Origin of the sequence: Sorangium sp. So ce726, from assembly GCF_051521405.1 — a bacterium.
Classification (GTDB): Bacteria; Myxococcota_A; Polyangia; order Polyangiales; family Polyangiaceae; genus Sorangium.
Map to the genome: position 1 here is coordinate 1,159,661 of NZ_CP150349.1, position 15,646 is coordinate 1,175,306.

Genomic DNA, 15,646 nt, shown 5'->3' on the forward strand with positions numbered 1-15,646 from the left:
CGGGGAACCACGATACGCTGCCGCTCGTGTCGGACGATCTCCAGGGCTCCCTCCCGGCCGGCAAGATCATCGCCGGGCGCTTCCGGATCGAGCGCCTCATCGGCCGCGGCGGGATGGGCGAGGTGTACGCGGCCAGGAACGTCGGCACCGGGCGCGACGTCGCGCTCAAGATCATCCGCGGCGTCGTCGACGCCGGGCAGACCCGGCGCTTCCTCCGCGAGGCCAAGGCGGCGACCGCGATCCAGCACCCGAACGTGATCGAGGTGCTCGACGTCTTCGAGGAGGACCACACGCCCGTGATGGTCATGGAGCTGCTCCGCGGCGAGCCGCTCTCCGGGCTGCGCAAGCGCAGGGGCGCCCTGCAACTGTACGAGGCGGCGCGCCTCCTCGTGCCGGTCGCGTCAGCGCTCCGCGCCGCGCACGAGAAGCGGATCGTGCACCGCGACCTCAAGCCGGACAACATCTTCCTCTCGGAGCCGCAGGCCGGCGGGTGCGTTCCCAAGGTGCTGGACTTCGGGATCGCCAAGGTGCTCGACCCGACCTCGATCAGCTCGGAGACGCAGGGCGGCAACACCAGCACCGGCTCGATCCTCGGGACGCCTCATTACATGTCGTTCGAGCAGGCGATGAGCGAGAAGGACATCGATCATCGCGCGGACATCTGGGCGATGGGCGTCATCCTCTTCGAGGCGCTCACCGGCCGGAGGCCGCTCGAGTTCGAGAACCTCGGCGAGATGTACACGGCGTTCCTGCAGCGCGAGGTGCCGTCGATCCGCTCGGCCGTGCCCGACCTGCCCGCGGACGTCGCCGGGGTGCTCGACCGCTGCCTGCAAAAGCGGCGCGAGGATCGGCTCGACGATCTGGGGCCGCTCGTCGAGGTCCTCGGCCGCTACGCCGATCCCTCGTCGGCGGGCGCGCTCGCGGGAGGCAAGGTCGTCGGCGCGCTCGCGCCGCTCGCCGCGTCTCCGAGCTCGGGAGCCGTAGCGGCGCCTCCGGCCCTCGCGGCCCCCGGCGGGCGCGCGAGATCGCTGAAGAGGGCGCTCGCGGTCGCAGCGCTCCTCGCGGTGGCCTTCGTGGCGGCGTTCACTGCGCTCCGTCGCCCATCGCCGGACGGGTCTGCCGCTCCGGTCCCCGCCTCGGCGGAAGCGGCGGTGGAGCCGCCGCCCGTGGCGGCCGCGGCGCCTCCAGCAGCCATGTCGAGCGCGCCCGCTCCGGCCCTTCCCTCTCGGGACGAGCCTGCGGTCGCGGGCGTCGCGCCGTCCGCGGCGTCGTCGTCCAGGCGGCCCTCATCGAGAGCTCTCTCTGGCACGCTGAAGGCGCCGGCGACACCGGCGACACCGGCGTCTGGGCCGCCGCCGTCGGCGCCGACGACGCAAGCGCGGGGGATCGTCGACCAACTCCCGTACTGACGGCGAGCGCGCCCCGCGTTACCCTGCTCCCGCGCCATGGAAGGTCAACGTATCGCCGGGAAGTACCGCCTTGCCCGGCTCCTCGGCAAGGGCGGGATGGGCTCGGTGTGGCTGGCAGAGCACCTGTCGCTGCGCACGCCGGTGGCCATCAAGCTCATCGACGTCGAGGCCGCGAAGAACGCGACCGCCCGGGCGCGCTTCGACCGTGAGGCGCAGATCGCGGCGCGGATCCGCAGCGCCCATGTGGTCAAGGTGCTCGACCATGGCCTCACCGACGATGGATTACCGTACATCGCGATGGAGTGTCTGGCAGGCGAGAGCCTGCGCGATCGCCTCTCCGCGCGCAGGCGCCTGACGCCGGCGGAGACGGCGAAGATCGTCTCTCACGTCTGCCGCGCCCTCTCGCGCGCCCACGAGGTCGGGCTCGTCCATCGCGACATCAAGCCGGAGAACCTCTTTATCGCGCGCGAGGATGATGGGGAGATCGTCAAGATCCTCGACTTCGGCGTGGCAAAGGTGACAGACGCGCTCGCCATCACGGGGATGGATCCCACGCGCACGGGGGCGCTCCTCGGGACGCCCTACTACATGAGCCCGGAGCAGGCGAAAGGCCTGAAGAGCGTCGATTACCGGTCCGATCTCTGGTCCCTGGGCGTCGTGGTCTACGAGTGTCTCACGGGGCAACGCCCTTTCACCGCCCCGGCGCTCGGGCCGCTCATCGCCAAGATCCTGGGGACGCCCCCGCCCGGGCTGTCCGCGGCGGCGCCGGGCGCTGCCATCCCGGTGGAGGTCGAGGCCTGGATGCGGAAGGCGCTTGCCGTCGAGCCGGACGCGCGCTTCGCCTCGGCCCGGGAGCTCTCCGAGGCGTTCATGGTGGCGTCGGGCGTCGCCGACTCGATGGATCGCGGCTCCTCCGCGGGCCTCCCGGACGGCAAGCCGCCCTCGGCTGTGCGCCCCCCTGCCGGGGTGTGGGAGACGGCCGACACGGTGGCCTTGCCCTCGGGCGACAGGCAGGCGCCGGTCGCCGCTGCGCCGCAGCCCCCGGTCGCCCCCCTGTCGTCGGCCACGGGGCCGGGCGCGGTCGCGGCCGCGCGCCCTGTCGCGCCCGCGCGCGGCCTCGTCTGGGCGGTCGTTTTGCTGGCGATCGCGCTGCTCGCGGTCAGCGGCGTGCTCGCCGCGACGCTCCTGCGCTGACGGCGATCCGCTGGATGCGGAGCGGCGTGCGACGGCGCGGCGTGGCGTGGCGTGGGTCAGCGGCCAGCGTGGCGCGTGGTGTGTGGTGCGCTGCCTTCGTGCTTGATCGCCCGGCGACGCGGGAGATACCCTGCGCGCATGCGCCGCCTGGTCCCGTGCGTCCTCCTTCTCTCGTCCTTCGCCCTTGCGTCGGGTTGCGCGACCTACACGCAGGATCTCGATCGCGCCCGCAGCCACTACGAGGCAAACCGGTTCGAGCAGGCGCTGGCGCTGTTCCGGGTGCTCGAGCACGATCAGGACTCGTTCTCGGTCCCGGAGCGGGCGCAGTACGCCTACCTCCGGGGCATGACGGACTACCGGCTGGCGGAGCTCGCGCCGCAGGGCACCGGCGTCGCCGATCCGCGCAAGGGCTACCGCGACAACGCGCGCCACTGGCTCGGGCTCGCCGCGGCGACCGAGAAGCTGGCCCCCGGCGGCATCACCAGCGAGCAGAAGAACCGCCTGACCGAGACGCTCGCGGACCTCAACCGCGACGTGTATGGCGGCGCCGAGACGCTGCCGGAGGGGGGCGCCGCGCCGCCGTCCGACGCTCCCGCCTCGCCCGAGGAGCCGCCGTCCGAGCCGTCGGCGCCCACGCTCTGACCGCAGCGCGCTGACGCCCTCGCACATCGCGCCTCGCGGGCATCGAATCGGGGGCGAGCATCGCGCGGCGCGCGCGTCCCCGTCGGTGTGTCCGCCGTGGCGAGCGGGCGTGTGCGCATCCCTCTGCAGCGCGCGCAGATTCGTGCGGCATGCACAGCGTGCGAGCGGCCCATTGCGGCGCCGGATGTCTGGAATGGAACGGAACGTGGCGGGGGGCGCCGTATGTGGCGCGGGATCGATGGTCGGCTAGGGGTCGCTCGCTACGACACCCGCCGGCGCAGCGATTCGATCTCGTCCTTTGCGGCGAGCTTGTGTTTCTTGAGCTGGGCGGCTTCCATTCTCTCCCCCGGTGTCAGGAACGCCCGTCGACCCAGCTGCCTGAGGCGTGAGTCGAGCTCGCGATGACGCGCTTCCGCCATGCTCAGCCGCTGCTCCGGGCCGATTGCAGTCACCGCGCGAGGAGAGATGATCTGATGCTTCATGTGCCCACCTCCAAGGCCCCACAACGGGGCCGTGATGCCTTCGAGGGCCCACAACAGAAGCCCTCGTTCTGATCGTCGCTGGAGAGGAGATCGCCGCCGACCGAGCTACACGCCGAGACAGCGGCCTGATGAACGAATGCGAGATTACCGCAACATGGCGGATCCATGCAGGCTTTTTGTCGGGCGAGGCCCTTCTGCAATTTCACAGAGCAGCCGTTGTAGCCAGGGATTGCCCTAAGGCGTACAGCAATCCACCGGTGTCCCGGACGGCCGGGCCAGACTCTCCGTCCATGCACGTTGCGGAACAACCTCGAGCGGGGGGCTATTCTTCCCCGGCAATGTCGAGTTCCAGCGTCACCTCGGTCGCCCTCCTGGCCCTTGCGGTCGTCCTGGGCGGATGCACTTCGGAGGCCAACGTGCCGGCGCGGGCGCGATCGCCGCAGCCGGCCTCGGCGCGCGCGCCGGTCGAGCTCGCGCCGGTCGTCGTGTCGCCTTATTCGGACGCCGAGCTCGCGGCGGAGTTCGAGCGGGCGCGCGCGCTGCTCCTGGCCGACAAGGCGCGTGAGGCGGCGCCCCTGTTCGAGCGGCTCGCGCGCCTCGCGCCCGACGGCGAGGTCGCGCCGCCGAGCCTGTTCAACGCCGGGGTCGCGCACGAGGCGCTCGGCGACCGCGCGCTCGCGGCAGAGCGCTACCGCGAGGTCGCGCAGCGCTTCCCGGACCACGCGGTCGCGCGCGGCGCGCTCTTCCGGCTCTCGCGCGCGGCGGCCGCCCTCGAGCGGTGGCCCGAGCTCGTCGAGGTGTCGCGCCGCCTGCTCCGCCTCGGCGATCTGAGCGTGCTGGAGGTGATCGAGGCGCGCGGCGCGCTCGCGCTCGGCCTGGTCGAGCAGGATCTCGTGGAGGAGGCGGCGCGCCAGGTCGCGCTCGCGCGCGATCTCATCGAGGAGCACCGGCTGGGCGAGTCCGGCAAGCCGCCGATCGAGCTCGCGCAGGTGAGCTTCGCGCTCGGCGAGGTGCGGCGGCGCCGGAGCGAGGCGATCACCTTCGTGCCGGTGCCGGCGAGCTTTGCCGAGGCGCTCGAGCGCCGCTGCCAGGGGCTGCTCGACGCGCAGAGCGCCTACACCGAGGCCATGCGCAGCCTCGACGCCCACTGGTCGGCGATGGCGGGTTACCGCATCGGGCAGCTCTACAAGGAGCTCCACCGCGACGTGATGCAGGTCCCGCCGCCGCGGAGCGCCGACACCCCGAGGGAGAGGCAGCTGTTCGAGGGGGCGATGCGCCTGCGCTACCGCGTGCTCCTGGAGAAGGGGCAGAAGATGCTCGCCGGCACCGTGCGCCTCGGCGACCGCACCGGGGAGTCGTCGGCGTGGGTCCTCCGCGCCCGCGACGCGCAGCGCGAGATAGAGCTCGCGCTCGCCGACGAGCAGGCGGCCCTCGCGAGGCTCCCGTTCACCGAGGCCGAGCTCCTCGCGGCGCTCGACGCCCTGAAGACGGCGGCGCCGAAGCGGCCGTGAGCCCCGCGCGGGCGGCGGGGGTGGGGCCAGCGCGGCTCAGTTCAGCGTCGGCGCACACCCGAAGAGCACGTCGAGCTCCGCGCGCACCTCGTGTTGCACCGTCGTACAGGACGCGGGGCAGAGGATGATCTTCTTCGGGAGCACCTCGTCGTCGTAATACCACCCCGGCCCCGTGCCGCAGTCCGCTGCGTCGTCCGCCTTCGGGACCTCCAGCGGGCTCGCGCCCTCGGGCGCGAACCTGACAGCGACCCGGCTCGTGTCGAGGACCGCGCCCGCGGGCGGCGCCGGGATGAGGAGCTCGCACGGGAGCGCCGACGCGCGGATCTCGGACATCTTCGCCGAGAACGCCGTGATGTCCGCCGTGACATCGAACGCGCGGGTCGTCCCGCCGGCGGCGGCGATCTGGTCCAGGTTGGTGAGCGTCGAGCCTTGCACCGCGATGACGTACGTCTGGACGCCGTTGTAGCGGAGGGCCTTCTGCGCCATGTCCGCGGTGCTCGCGACGGTGTTTCCGGAGCAGCCCGAGGGATCGCCGTCGGTGGCGAGCACGACGATCACCTTGTGGGAAGGGTTCGCGTCCTTGTAGGCGGTCGCGTTCATGAGCACCCCCTGGAGCGCCGGGCGCATGGGCGTCCCGCCGCCCGGCGAGGTGCCCTGGATGGAGGCGGTGAGCTCCGGCGTGTTCAGCGGCAGCTCACCGATGGCGACCGCGAGCTCGTCGTAGCTTGTGTGGTTGCAGTCGCTCTGCCCATTGCTGCTCCGCGGGAAGTAGGTGAGCCCCACGTTCATCCCGGCCGAGGCGGCGTCGGTCACGAACGCCGAGAGCGCATTCGTGACGCCGACCCATTTCGAGCCGAGCATGCTGCCGGATCGGTCGAGCAGGATGAGCATATCGAGCGGCACGAGCGTGGCCTCCGCGCTCGCCTGGGCGCAGGAGGACCCCTCCCCGAGGCCGCCCTCGCCGGCGCCGCCGAGCCCTCCCCCCTCGCCGAGCGACGTCTTCCCGCTCGCGCTGCTCACGCCGAAGGAGCCGCCGCCGCCGCTCGCGGCGTCATCCGGCCCGGAGATGTTCGCGGGCTTCTTGTCCTCGGTGGCCGCGCAGCCGCCCGACTGCGCCGCGATCCCGGCGGCGACGAGGAAAGGGGCAAACACGAAATGACGTCGGAAGGACATCTCTGCGCTCCTCTGAAATTGGGTGCGACGTGGCTCGCGGCCGCGGGGCTCCACGCGCGAAGTGGTCTGTCTATCGAGGGATGGCCGAGCTCCGAGACGATCTCGTCAGTGTATGCAGTTCGCGATCGAGGCGCGATAGGGGCTCTCCGGTTTGTAAGCCCGGCTCGTGTCGTGCTGTCGTTGCTCTCTCTTCTTTCGTCGCTTGTCGCGGCTCTCGTTGCTTGTCGCAGCTCTCGTTGCTTGTCGCAGCTCTCGTTGCTCTCGTTGCTCTCGCCGGTCTCGCGCGCGTCGGCGCGGCGGGGCTCGGCGTCTTTGCTCGTCGCTGATTGCGCCGACCGTTCCGGGTGCTCGCGCGCCGGAACATCATGTTTCCTTGCGCAGCCGCGAAGGACGCGTAATTCCCACGAGGTGCGTCACGCTTGCTGGAAAGAGGCGAACATGACTAGGTGGATTCCATGGGTACTTTCCGCTGTCGCCCTGACGGATCTCGGCTGTTCGACTGCGACATCCGCGGGCAGCTCGGGCCCGGCGGGGGCCGGCGGCGCCGCTGGGGCGGCTGTCTCGAGCGGAGGGGGCGGCGCAGGCGGGGACGGCGCGCCGTGCCGGATCGACTGCTCGCTCGTTCCGACCTCGCAATGCGTCGTGGCCGTGTGCAACGAGGCGACGCGCGATTGCGAGCTCGTCCCCAGCGCGGGCGGGGAGCCCTGTGACGACAGGGACGCCTGCACGGTCGGCGAGGTGTGCGCGGAGGGTGTCTGTCAGGGCGGGGCCCAGGAGAACTGCGGCCTCGCGCCGGACGCCTGTCACGTGGTCACGTGCGTCGACGCGGGCGGCGCTCCTCGCTGCGGGGTGGAGCCGAGGGCGAACGGGGCCCCGTGCGCGACGGAAGACCGCTGTATCCTCGACGCGGCGTGTCTGGACGGCGCCTGCGTCGGGACTCCGCGGGACTGCTTCTTCTTCCACGTACCGGACTCCTGTCATGTGGGTGCGTGCGACCCGGCCACCGGTGCGTGCGAGGCGGTCCCGGGGAACGACGGGGCGCCGTGCGCGGACTCCGGCGATCTCTGCATGGTCGGCAAGACCTGCCAGAGCGGCCGCTGCGAGGGGGGCGTCCCGAAGGACTGCAGCGCGCTGAGCGTCGGGTGCAACGATGGCGCCTGTGATCCGGGCTCTGGCAATTGCTATGCTGAGCCGATTGGACCGGGCGGCGCCTGCCTCTCTGGGACCGACGAGTGCAATCGTGGCGTCTGTGACGAGAGCGGCGCCTGTATTTCCATCCCCACTCCCGGGGAGTCGTGCCTCTCGCAGGCGGTCGGTTGCACGCGCGGCGTCTGCAGCGAGGCCGGGGTGTGCACGGCGCGCCCGGTTCCCGACGGCGGGGTCTGCGTTGACAGCGACTCGTGCACCGTGGGGGAGTCCTGCCTGGCTGGCGTCTGTCAGGGCGGCGCCGCGGCGGCTGCGCCGGTGGTCTATTTCCGGGATACGTTCGAGAGCGACGGGGCCGGGTGGGAGCTCGGTCCGACCTGGCAGATCGGCGCGGCGAAGGCGTCAACCGGGCAGACCTACGGGCACGCCGATCCGGCGCTCGATCACACGGCGACGTCGGACAACGGGGTGGCCGGCGTGGTCATCGGAGGGAACGCGCCCCTCGGGGTCCACCCGTACTTCTACCTGACGAGCCCGGTCGTCAACGCCGATGTCGCGGGCGGCGTGTACCTGACGTTCTGGCGTACCCTGAACAGCGATGAGACGCCTCACATGACGAACCGTGTCGAGGTCTATGACGGCGTCCGCTGGAAGGTGCTCTTCGAGTCGGGGGCGTACCCCGGCGTCCGCGACTCGGCCTGGACGAAGGTCGTCTATGACCTGACGCGCTACAAGAACGCCGGCCTGCGGGTCCGCTTCGGCTACGAGATCGGGCGGGAGGCCTTCGTCGACACCGTGTCGAGCTGGAACATCGACGATGTGGAGATCACGAACGCAGCTTGCCCCTAGACGGCATGACGGGGCGCGGGGAGACCCAGGGACCTTGCGCCCTCGGCAGCTCGACTCCGATGTTCGAGCGGGGGCCCTGGCTCACCGCTCCACGACGGCCGAGAGCGCCGCCGTGATCGCCTGGGAGACCTCGTCGACCGCGCCATCCCCGTTGATATGGATGACCCGGTCCCCCGGGACGAGCTCCTCCGCCCGGCGGTATGCCTCCGCGAGCCGCGCCTGCAGCTCGGTCTTCTCGAACAGCTCCTCCGCCCCCCCGCGGCCGCGGCGGCGCTTCTCGGCGATCTCGGGCGCCACGTCGATCACCACCGTGACGTCGGGCCTCAGGGCGTGGCGGTTGAGCTCACGGATCCATTCGATGATGGCCCCGGAGCCCGCCCCGTCCTCGCCCGCCGTCGTGGACTGGTAGGCCAGGCTCGACAGGTCGTAGCGATCCGAGATCACGACATACCCGTCGCGGAGGAGCGGCTCGATCTCGGCGCCGAGGTGATCGAGGCGATCGGCCGAGAAGAGGAGCGCCATGATCTCCGCCTGGCGGGCGCCGGGAAGCGAGATCCGGCGGGTCAGGACCTGCCGGAGCAGCGCGCCCACCGGCCCGGCGCTCGGCTCTCGGGTGACGTGGACCATGCGCCGCGCCGCCCTGAGGTGCGCCGCGTAGCGCTCGGCCTGCGTGCTCGTGCCGGCGCCGTCGATGCCCTCGAACACCACGAAGACGCCACGGCCGGCCTCCCACGCCGGGCGCGACGCGGGGCTCTCTTGCTCGCCTCTCGTCTTCGGCATCTAGCTCGCCTCCTCGGTCGACTCCGCCACGGGCGGCGCGTCCTCCCCGAGCACCACGTTGTCGATGAGCCGCGTCGTCCCGACGCGGACGGCGACCGCCAGCAGCGCCCGATCGCCGATCGCCGCTGCGTCGCTCCAGATCGCCAGGGACTCCGGATCGGCGAGGTCCACATAATCGATGCTCGTCGCGACAGCCGCGAGGCGCGCGCGCGCGGGCTCGAGGAGCGCCGAGGCGCGCCGCTCGCCGCGGGCGAAGGCGCGGCACGCGCCGGCGAGAGCGAGCGGGATGGCGCGCGCCGCGCTCCGCTGCTCGGGCGAGAGATAGGCGTTCCGTGACGACATGGCGAGGCCGTCCGGCTCGCGCACCGTCGTCGCCCCGACGACCTCGACGGGCAGGAACAGGTCAGCGACGAGCCGCCGGATGACCTGGAGCTGCTGGTAGTCCTTCCTGCCGAAGATGGCGACGCACGGGCCGGCGAGCGAGAGAAACTTCGTCACCACGGTGGCGACGCCCTCGAAGTGCACGGGCCGATAGACGCCGCAGAGCGGGCCCGCGGTCGCGCCGACGCGCACGCGCGTCTCGTCGCCGGGCGGATACATCGCCGCGACGTCCGGCGCGAACACGCCGTCGGCGCCGGCCTCCGCGCAGGCGGCGAGGTCTCGCTCGAGCGTCCGCGGGTAGCGCGCCAGGTCTTCGCCCGCGCCGAACTGGGTCGGGTTGACGAAGACGGTCACGGCCACGAAGTCGGTCCTCCGCCGCGCCTCCGCGATCAAGGCGAGGTGGCCTGCGTGGAGCGCGCCCATCGTCAGAATGAGGCCGACGCGGCGCCCAGCCGCTCGCGCCCGGTCGCACGCCACCCTGAGGTCGCCAGGATGTCGCCAAAACTCCATAATTGAACCCTATCAAACGTACGGCAAAATCGGAGCTTCGATCATGGTTGACCCGCCGTCCACCCCAGATAGTGCCCTCGCTCCCGACTCCGAAGACGACGTAGATTCAGCTCAGGTCGCCGGGCCTGCGTCGCGCCCGTGCGGCCCCTCCAGCACCCGCTCCGGGGGGAGCACCGCCCCGTCCAGCGGCCCGGTATCGATCTCGGCCGCCCCGGGGGCGATCCCGATCGAGGGGGACCCGACGCACTACCTGAACCGCGAGCTCTCGTGGCTCGAGTTCAACGCGCGGGTGCTGGCGGAGGCCAGGTCGCACGAGGTGCCGCTGTTCGAGCGCCTCAAGTTCCTGAGCATCTTCTTCTCCAACCTCGACGAGTTCTTCATGGTGCGCGTCGCCGGCCTCCAGGCGCAGACGCAGCGCACGATCGCGGAGGTCCCGCCGGACGGGCTCACGCCCCACGAGCAGCTCGTGGCGATCAGCGCGCGGGTCCACGCGCTCGTCGATGACGCCTACCAGCTGTGGCACTCGGATCTGATCCCGGCGCTCCAGCGCGCCGGCATCGTGATCGTCCGGCCCGATGAGCTCGACGCGACCGAGCTCAGCGCGCTCGACGATCGGTTCCGCACGGACATCTTCCCGATCCTCACGCCGATCGCGATCGACCCGGGGCACCCGTTCCCGCACCTGCGCAACAAGATGATCAACCTCGGGATCATGTTCTCCCGGGAGCATGAAGCGCAGGAGCCCGGCTTCGCGGTCATCCAGGTGCCGCCGGGGTTGAGCCGGCTGATGCGGGTCCGCGTGGAGGGCGCGACGCGCGCGTTCGTCCTGCTCGAGGACGTGATCGCCCGGCACGTGAAGGACTTCTTCCCCTCGGGCAGGCTGCGCGGCACGTACCCCTTCCGCGTCACCCGGAACTGGGACCTCGAGATCGACGAGGAGGAGGGCGAGGACCTGCTCGAGACGATCCAGGCCGAGCTCCGCCGGCGCGATCGCGGCAACGCCGTGCGCCTGGAGATCGGCTTCGGCGAGGGCGCCGGCACCTCGGTCCAGCGGCTCTGCCGCGCGCTCAAGGTCGACGCGTCGCACGCCGTCTACCGGGTGCCGGGGCCGCTCCACATCGCCGACCTGATGGGCATCGTCGCGGACGACGAGCGCCGCGAGTACCGGGACGAGCCGTTCGCGCCGCAGGTCCCGCCGCTCTTCCGGGACGTCGAGGACATCTTCGCCGTCATCCGGGAGCAGGACGTGCTCCTGCACCACCCGTACGAGTCGTTCGATCCGGTCGCGGAGTTCGTCTCCCGCGCCGCCGACGACCCGAACGTGCTCGCGATCAAGCAGACGCTCTACCGGACCGGCGGCGACTCGCCGATCCTGAAGGCGCTCGCGCGCGCGGCCGAGAGCGGCAAGCAGGTGACGGCCATCGTCGAGCTGAAGGCGCGGTTCGACGAGGCGAGCAACATCCAGTGGGCGAGGACGCTCGAGCAGAGCGGCGTGCAGGTGATCTACGGCCTGCTCGGGCTGAAGACGCACGCGAAGGCGCTGCTCGTGGTGCGGCGCGAGAAGGACAAGCTGCGCCGCTACGTGCACCTGTCGACGGGCAACTACAACCCGCAGACCGCGCGGCTCTACACCGACATCGGCCTGTTCACGGCGAACCGGGAGATCGGCGAGGACATGACGTCGCTCTTCAACCTGCTGACAGGCTACAGCGCGCCGCCCAAGTGGAACCGCCTCCTCGTGGCGCCGCTCGGCCTGCACGAGGCGGTGCTGGGCCTCATCGCGCGCGAGGAGGCGCACGCGCGGGCCGGGCGCAAGGCGGAGATCGTGGCGCAGATGAACGCGCTCGTGGACGTCGACGTCATCGACGCGCTCTACTCGGCGTCGCAGGCCGGGGTCGACATCAAGCTCGCCGTGCGCGGCATCTGCTGCCTCCGGCCGGGGATCCCGGGCCTGTCGGAGCGGATCCAGGTGCGCGCGATCATCGATCGTTTCCTCGAGCACAAGCGCCTGTTCCGGTTCGCGAACGGCGGCAACGAGGAGATCTACATGTCGAGCGCCGACTGGATGCCGCGCAACTTCCATCGCCGCGTCGAGCTGATGATCCCGATCGTCGAGCCCGCCACCCGCGCGCGCGTGGAGGACATGCTGAACACCGTGATGTCCGACACGACGAGGACCTGGGAGCTCGCGAGCGACGGCAGCTACCACAAGCTCCAGCAGCCCAACGGCGCCCCCCTGCTGCGGTCGCAGCACCGCTTCATCGAGCTCGCGCGCGAGCGGGTGAAGCTCAGCGACCCGCTGGCGCGCGGCGGCGGGCGCTTCCACATCCTCCGCATGCCCGCGGGCACGGACGACGGCGGGCCTCGCCACCGCAAGGGCGCCAAGAAGAAGAAGGGCCTGCCCTGAGCGACGACGCGCAGGAGCAGCAGAGGCGTCCCCGCGGCCTCGCGCGCGGGGAGCGCTTCAGAACTGCGTCTGCAACGCGGCGGAGCCGGGGCCGAGCGAGAGCGTGGTCTGGACAGACGCCTTGGGCGCTGCGTCGCTGACCGGCACCTTCTTTCCGCCGATGACCCAGAGCGGGATGCCCACGGCGATCATGATGCCGCCTGCCACGGAGACGAGCGCGCCGGCGAGCTGACGGCGCCCATCGGAGCGCGTCTCGCAGATGCCCGTGAAGCCCCCGAAATCGCAGTAGATCTCGTATCGGTTGCTCGCCGACGCGAGCAGGCCGGTCCCGGTGAAGAACGCGATCGTGCCGCCGGCGGTGAGCGCGATGCCTCCCAGCATCAGGCCCGCGCTCTTCCGGCGCAGGGGAACCGGGGGCGGAGCAGGCGGGACCTCCGCCGGGCTCACCGGATAGCCCGGCGGGAGCTGAGGGTAGGCGCCGCCGTAAGGAGCGTAGCCGCCCGGAGGACCCGGCGGCGGATAGCCCGGCGAGGCGCCTGGCGGAGCCTGCGGGACCTCCTGCGAGAAGTCCACCGGGTATGGCGGCGCGGAGGCAGCGGGCGGCGCGGAGGCAGCGGGCGGCGCGGAGGCAGCGGGCGGCGCGGAGGCAGCGGGCGGCGCGGAGGCGGCCGGCGGAGCGGGTTGCGGCGCCGGCTGCGCGCCCGCCGTCGCCGCGGCGAGGAGGCCGGACAGCGCGACGCCGAGCGGCAGGGCGAGCGCCCGCGCGCGGGAGCGCGGCGAGCGGCCCGGCGTTCGGGCGGCGTCGGGCGAAGCATTCAAGCGAAGCATCTCGGGCGTCCTTTCATCACGGCGGTTGCGATCACTCGTGTGGAAGCTCGGCAGGCTTTGGCGCTGGCTCTGGCGGAGGCGCCGCCTCCGCTGTCGGCGCCCCCGCTGCCGGCGCCCCCGCTGCCGGCGTCGCGCCCGCCGTCGATGTCGCCACGGGCGGCGCGGCGGCCGGCTTCGGCGCGCTGGTGCGCTTCTTCGGCGGGGCGGCTGCGGCTGCTCCGGTGGCCGCTCCTGCTGGTGGAGCGGCGCTGGCAGCTGTCCCCTCTGGCGAGGCGCCGGCTGCACCTCGCTGCGGGGTTGCAGCGCGCGCCGCCTCCGCTTCGGCCGGTTCGGCTGTGACGATCGTTGGCGGCGACGAGTCGACGGGAGGCGGAGCCGGCAGCTCGTCCGTCGCCGTCGGCGCGGCGAGGGACGCGGTGGACGGCTCCGCAGCGTGTGTCTTTGCCGGAGCGGCGCTCGCGGGCTCCGGCGCGGCGCGCTCCGGGGAGCGGGGGGACTGCGCGGCGAACACGATCACCGCGGCGAGCGCCACGAGGCCCAGGAACACCAGGAGCACGCGATCTCGCTTTGGCTTCGTCTGTGCGCTTCCGCCGCGCGCTCGCGCGGGCTGCGCCTCGACGCCGTCTCGACGATGGGATCGATCGCCAGCGTTGCGCGCCCGCGCGGGCTCTGCGCTGCTCGGCGCAGCGGCGGCGCGTGCGCCGCGCGCGTCGTCGCCGCTTCGGCTCGCCGTCGGATCGACGCGCGCTACCGCGGGGCCTCGCGCCGTCGCGCTGTCGCCCTGATCGCTTCGCGACGAGGGCCCCGCGCCCTCCGTGTCCACGCCGGACGCAGTCCTCGACGCAGCGCTGCTCTGCGGCGCCTTGCGCCGGCTTTCTTTACGCTGGGCGCGTGAAAGCTTCTTCGCCACGCAGCGACCGTACCGAACAGCAGGCGGGCCGCCAAGGGCCCGCGGCGCGTGACGGCGTCCGACTCGTGCGGCGCGCGCAGGTCCCCGCGCGTCCCGGGAGCTGCCGTCGCACGCCGAGCGCCCCGTCGAACGAGACGCGCACGGACGGCCCCCGCCGCGCGCAGCGACCCACGAGCTCGTCGCGCGGGGCCGGGACGCGCAGAACACGGCCCTCGCAGGCGCGGCGGGACCGACGCGCCCGACACGAACGATGCAGCGCCTCAGCCAGCGCAACGGACGAGACCGACGAGACCGACGCGACCGGCGTGAACAACGCAAGCGACGTGAACGACGTGAACGACGTGAACGATGCGACCGACGCGGCGGACGCAACGACGCAACGCACGGGATCGACGCGAACGAACGGCACGCTGGCGTATCCAACACGAACGCGTGTCGTCCCGCTTGACATGGGTCGCCTCCTGGGTATCCTGCGCGTCCCCATCCCTCAGGTGGAAATCCGCGTCACTATGCCGACCATCAGCCAGCTCATCCGCCAAGGCCGCGAGGCCGCTCGTTACAAGACGGCCTCTCCTGCGCTCAAGTCCTGCCCGCAGCGGCGAGGCGTGTGCGTACGTGTTTACACCACCACGCCGAAGAAGCCCAACTCGGCGCTCCGCAAGGTCTGCCGCGTCAGGCTGAGCAACCAGATGGAAGTGACGAGCTACATCCCGGGCGAAGGCCACAACCTGCAGGAGCACTCGGTCGTCCTCATCCGCGGCGGCCGTGTCAAGGACCTGCCGGGCGTGCGCTACCACGTCGTCCGCGGCACGCTCGACGCGTCCGGTGCTGCCGGGCCGAGCTCCACCAACAAAGCGACCCGCAACCGCAAGCGCTCGAAGTACGGCGTGAAGCGCCCGAAGGCCTGACGGCCTGACCGCGCGAAAGCCAGCAGAGGAACGAAGATGCCCCGTCGTCGCGAAGTCCCGAAGCGGAAGATCATTCCGGACCCGAAGTACAAGGACAAGCTCGTCGCCAAGTTCACGAACTCCCTGATGCAGTCGGGCAAGAAGGCGACTGCCGAGGGGATCCTCTACGGCGCGTTCGACATCGTGCGCGACCGTTTCAAGGAGGAGCCGATCGACGTCTTCCGCAAGGCGCTCGACAACGTGAAGCCGAAGCTCGAGGTGAAGAGCCGGCGCGTCGGCGGCGCGACCTACCAGGTCCCCGTCGAGGTCCGCCCCGAGCGTCGCGTCGCGCTGGCGATGCGGTGGCTCGTGACCTACTCGCGCGGCCGCGGCGAGAAGACGATGCGCGAGCGGCTCGCCGCCGAGCTCGTCGACGCGGCGCAGAACCGCGGCAACGCGGTCAAGAAGCGCGACGACACGCACAAGATGGCGGAGGCCAACAAGGCGTTCGCCCACTACCGCTGGTAGGTCAGCGAG

The 15,646-nt window shown here is 71.8% G+C and carries 13 protein-coding genes; 8 read left to right on the forward strand and 5 right to left on the reverse strand.

Annotated elements, in window-relative coordinates; translation table 11 throughout:
- The first annotated feature begins 26 nt into the window (after positions 1-26).
- The 3 genes from WME79_RS04280 (at position 27) to WME79_RS04290 (ending at position 3,245) form a co-directional block, all read left to right on the forward strand.
- On the forward strand, positions 27-1,409 hold the full coding sequence (locus tag WME79_RS04280; protein ID WP_437532254.1) for a serine/threonine protein kinase: 1,383 nt from the start codon (positions 27-29) through the stop codon (positions 1,407-1,409).
- 36 nt (positions 1,410-1,445) lie between these two features.
- Positions 1,446-2,603: a serine/threonine-protein kinase gene (locus WME79_RS04285; RefSeq protein WP_437532256.1), complete on the forward strand. Its 1,158-nt coding sequence runs from the start codon at positions 1,446-1,448 to the stop codon at positions 2,601-2,603.
- 138 nt (positions 2,604-2,741) lie between these two features.
- Positions 2,742-3,245, forward strand: coding sequence for a hypothetical protein (locus WME79_RS04290; protein WP_437532259.1), 504 nt, complete (start codon positions 2,742-2,744; stop codon positions 3,243-3,245).
- Between the two features lie 260 nt (positions 3,246-3,505).
- Here the strand turns inward: WME79_RS04290 and WME79_RS04295 are convergent, their stop codons facing one another.
- Complete coding sequence (locus WME79_RS04295; RefSeq protein WP_437532261.1) at positions 3,506-3,727, reverse strand: YdcH family protein; 222 nt, start codon at positions 3,725-3,727, stop codon at positions 3,506-3,508.
- Between the two features lie 338 nt (positions 3,728-4,065).
- Between WME79_RS04295 and WME79_RS04300 the strand changes: the two genes are divergently transcribed.
- Entirely contained in the window at positions 4,066-5,238 is a 1,173-nt protein-coding gene (locus tag WME79_RS04300; RefSeq protein ID WP_437532264.1) for a tetratricopeptide repeat protein, read from the forward strand.
- Between the two features lie 36 nt (positions 5,239-5,274).
- Here the strand turns inward: WME79_RS04300 and WME79_RS04305 are convergent, their stop codons facing one another.
- On the reverse strand, positions 5,275-6,411 hold the full coding sequence (locus WME79_RS04305; protein WP_437532267.1) for a vWA domain-containing protein: 1,137 nt from the start codon (positions 6,409-6,411) through the stop codon (positions 5,275-5,277).
- A 438-nt stretch (positions 6,412-6,849) separates the two neighbouring features.
- Here WME79_RS04305 and WME79_RS04310 point away from each other — a divergent pair, with 438 nt between their 5' ends.
- Positions 6,850-8,406, forward strand: a complete 1,557-nt coding sequence (locus tag WME79_RS04310) for a hypothetical protein (protein ID WP_437532268.1) — start codon at positions 6,850-6,852, stop codon at positions 8,404-8,406.
- Between the two features lie 81 nt (positions 8,407-8,487).
- Here WME79_RS04310 and tmk read toward each other — a convergent pair whose 3' ends face one another.
- Both tmk and panC read right to left on the reverse strand, forming a co-directional pair.
- Positions 8,488-9,186: a dTMP kinase gene (gene tmk, locus WME79_RS04315; RefSeq protein ID WP_437532271.1), complete on the reverse strand. Its 699-nt coding sequence runs from the start codon at positions 9,184-9,186 to the stop codon at positions 8,488-8,490.
- Positions 9,187-10,077, reverse strand: a complete 891-nt coding sequence (gene panC / locus WME79_RS04320) for a pantoate--beta-alanine ligase (RefSeq protein ID WP_437532274.1) — start codon at positions 10,075-10,077, stop codon at positions 9,187-9,189.
- Between the two features lie 43 nt (positions 10,078-10,120).
- Here panC and ppk1 point away from each other — a divergent pair, with 43 nt between their 5' ends.
- Positions 10,121-12,484: a polyphosphate kinase 1 gene (gene ppk1 / locus WME79_RS04325; protein WP_437532277.1), complete on the forward strand. Its 2,364-nt coding sequence runs from the start codon at positions 10,121-10,123 to the stop codon at positions 12,482-12,484.
- Between the two features lie 57 nt (positions 12,485-12,541).
- On the opposite strand, the gene WME79_RS04330 is transcribed toward ppk1, so the two are convergent.
- Positions 12,542-13,312 (reverse strand): hypothetical protein, encoded by a 771-nt coding sequence (locus WME79_RS04330; RefSeq protein WP_437532280.1) that lies wholly within the window; start codon positions 13,310-13,312, stop codon positions 12,542-12,544.
- Positions 13,313-14,731: 1,419 nt separating this feature from the next.
- On the opposite strand from WME79_RS04330, the gene rpsL reads away from it, so the two are divergent.
- Together rpsL and rpsG are read left to right on the forward strand one after the other, a co-directional pair.
- Positions 14,732-15,130: a 30S ribosomal protein S12 gene (gene rpsL / locus WME79_RS04335; RefSeq protein ID WP_012233473.1), complete on the forward strand. Its 399-nt coding sequence runs from the start codon at positions 14,732-14,734 to the stop codon at positions 15,128-15,130.
- 36 nt (positions 15,131-15,166) lie between these two features.
- The gene (gene rpsG, locus WME79_RS04340) at positions 15,167-15,637 is read left to right on the forward strand and encodes a 30S ribosomal protein S7 (RefSeq protein WP_012233474.1); all 471 of its coding nucleotides are present in this window, start codon (positions 15,167-15,169) and stop codon (positions 15,635-15,637) included.
- Positions 15,638-15,646 lie beyond the last annotated feature (9 nt).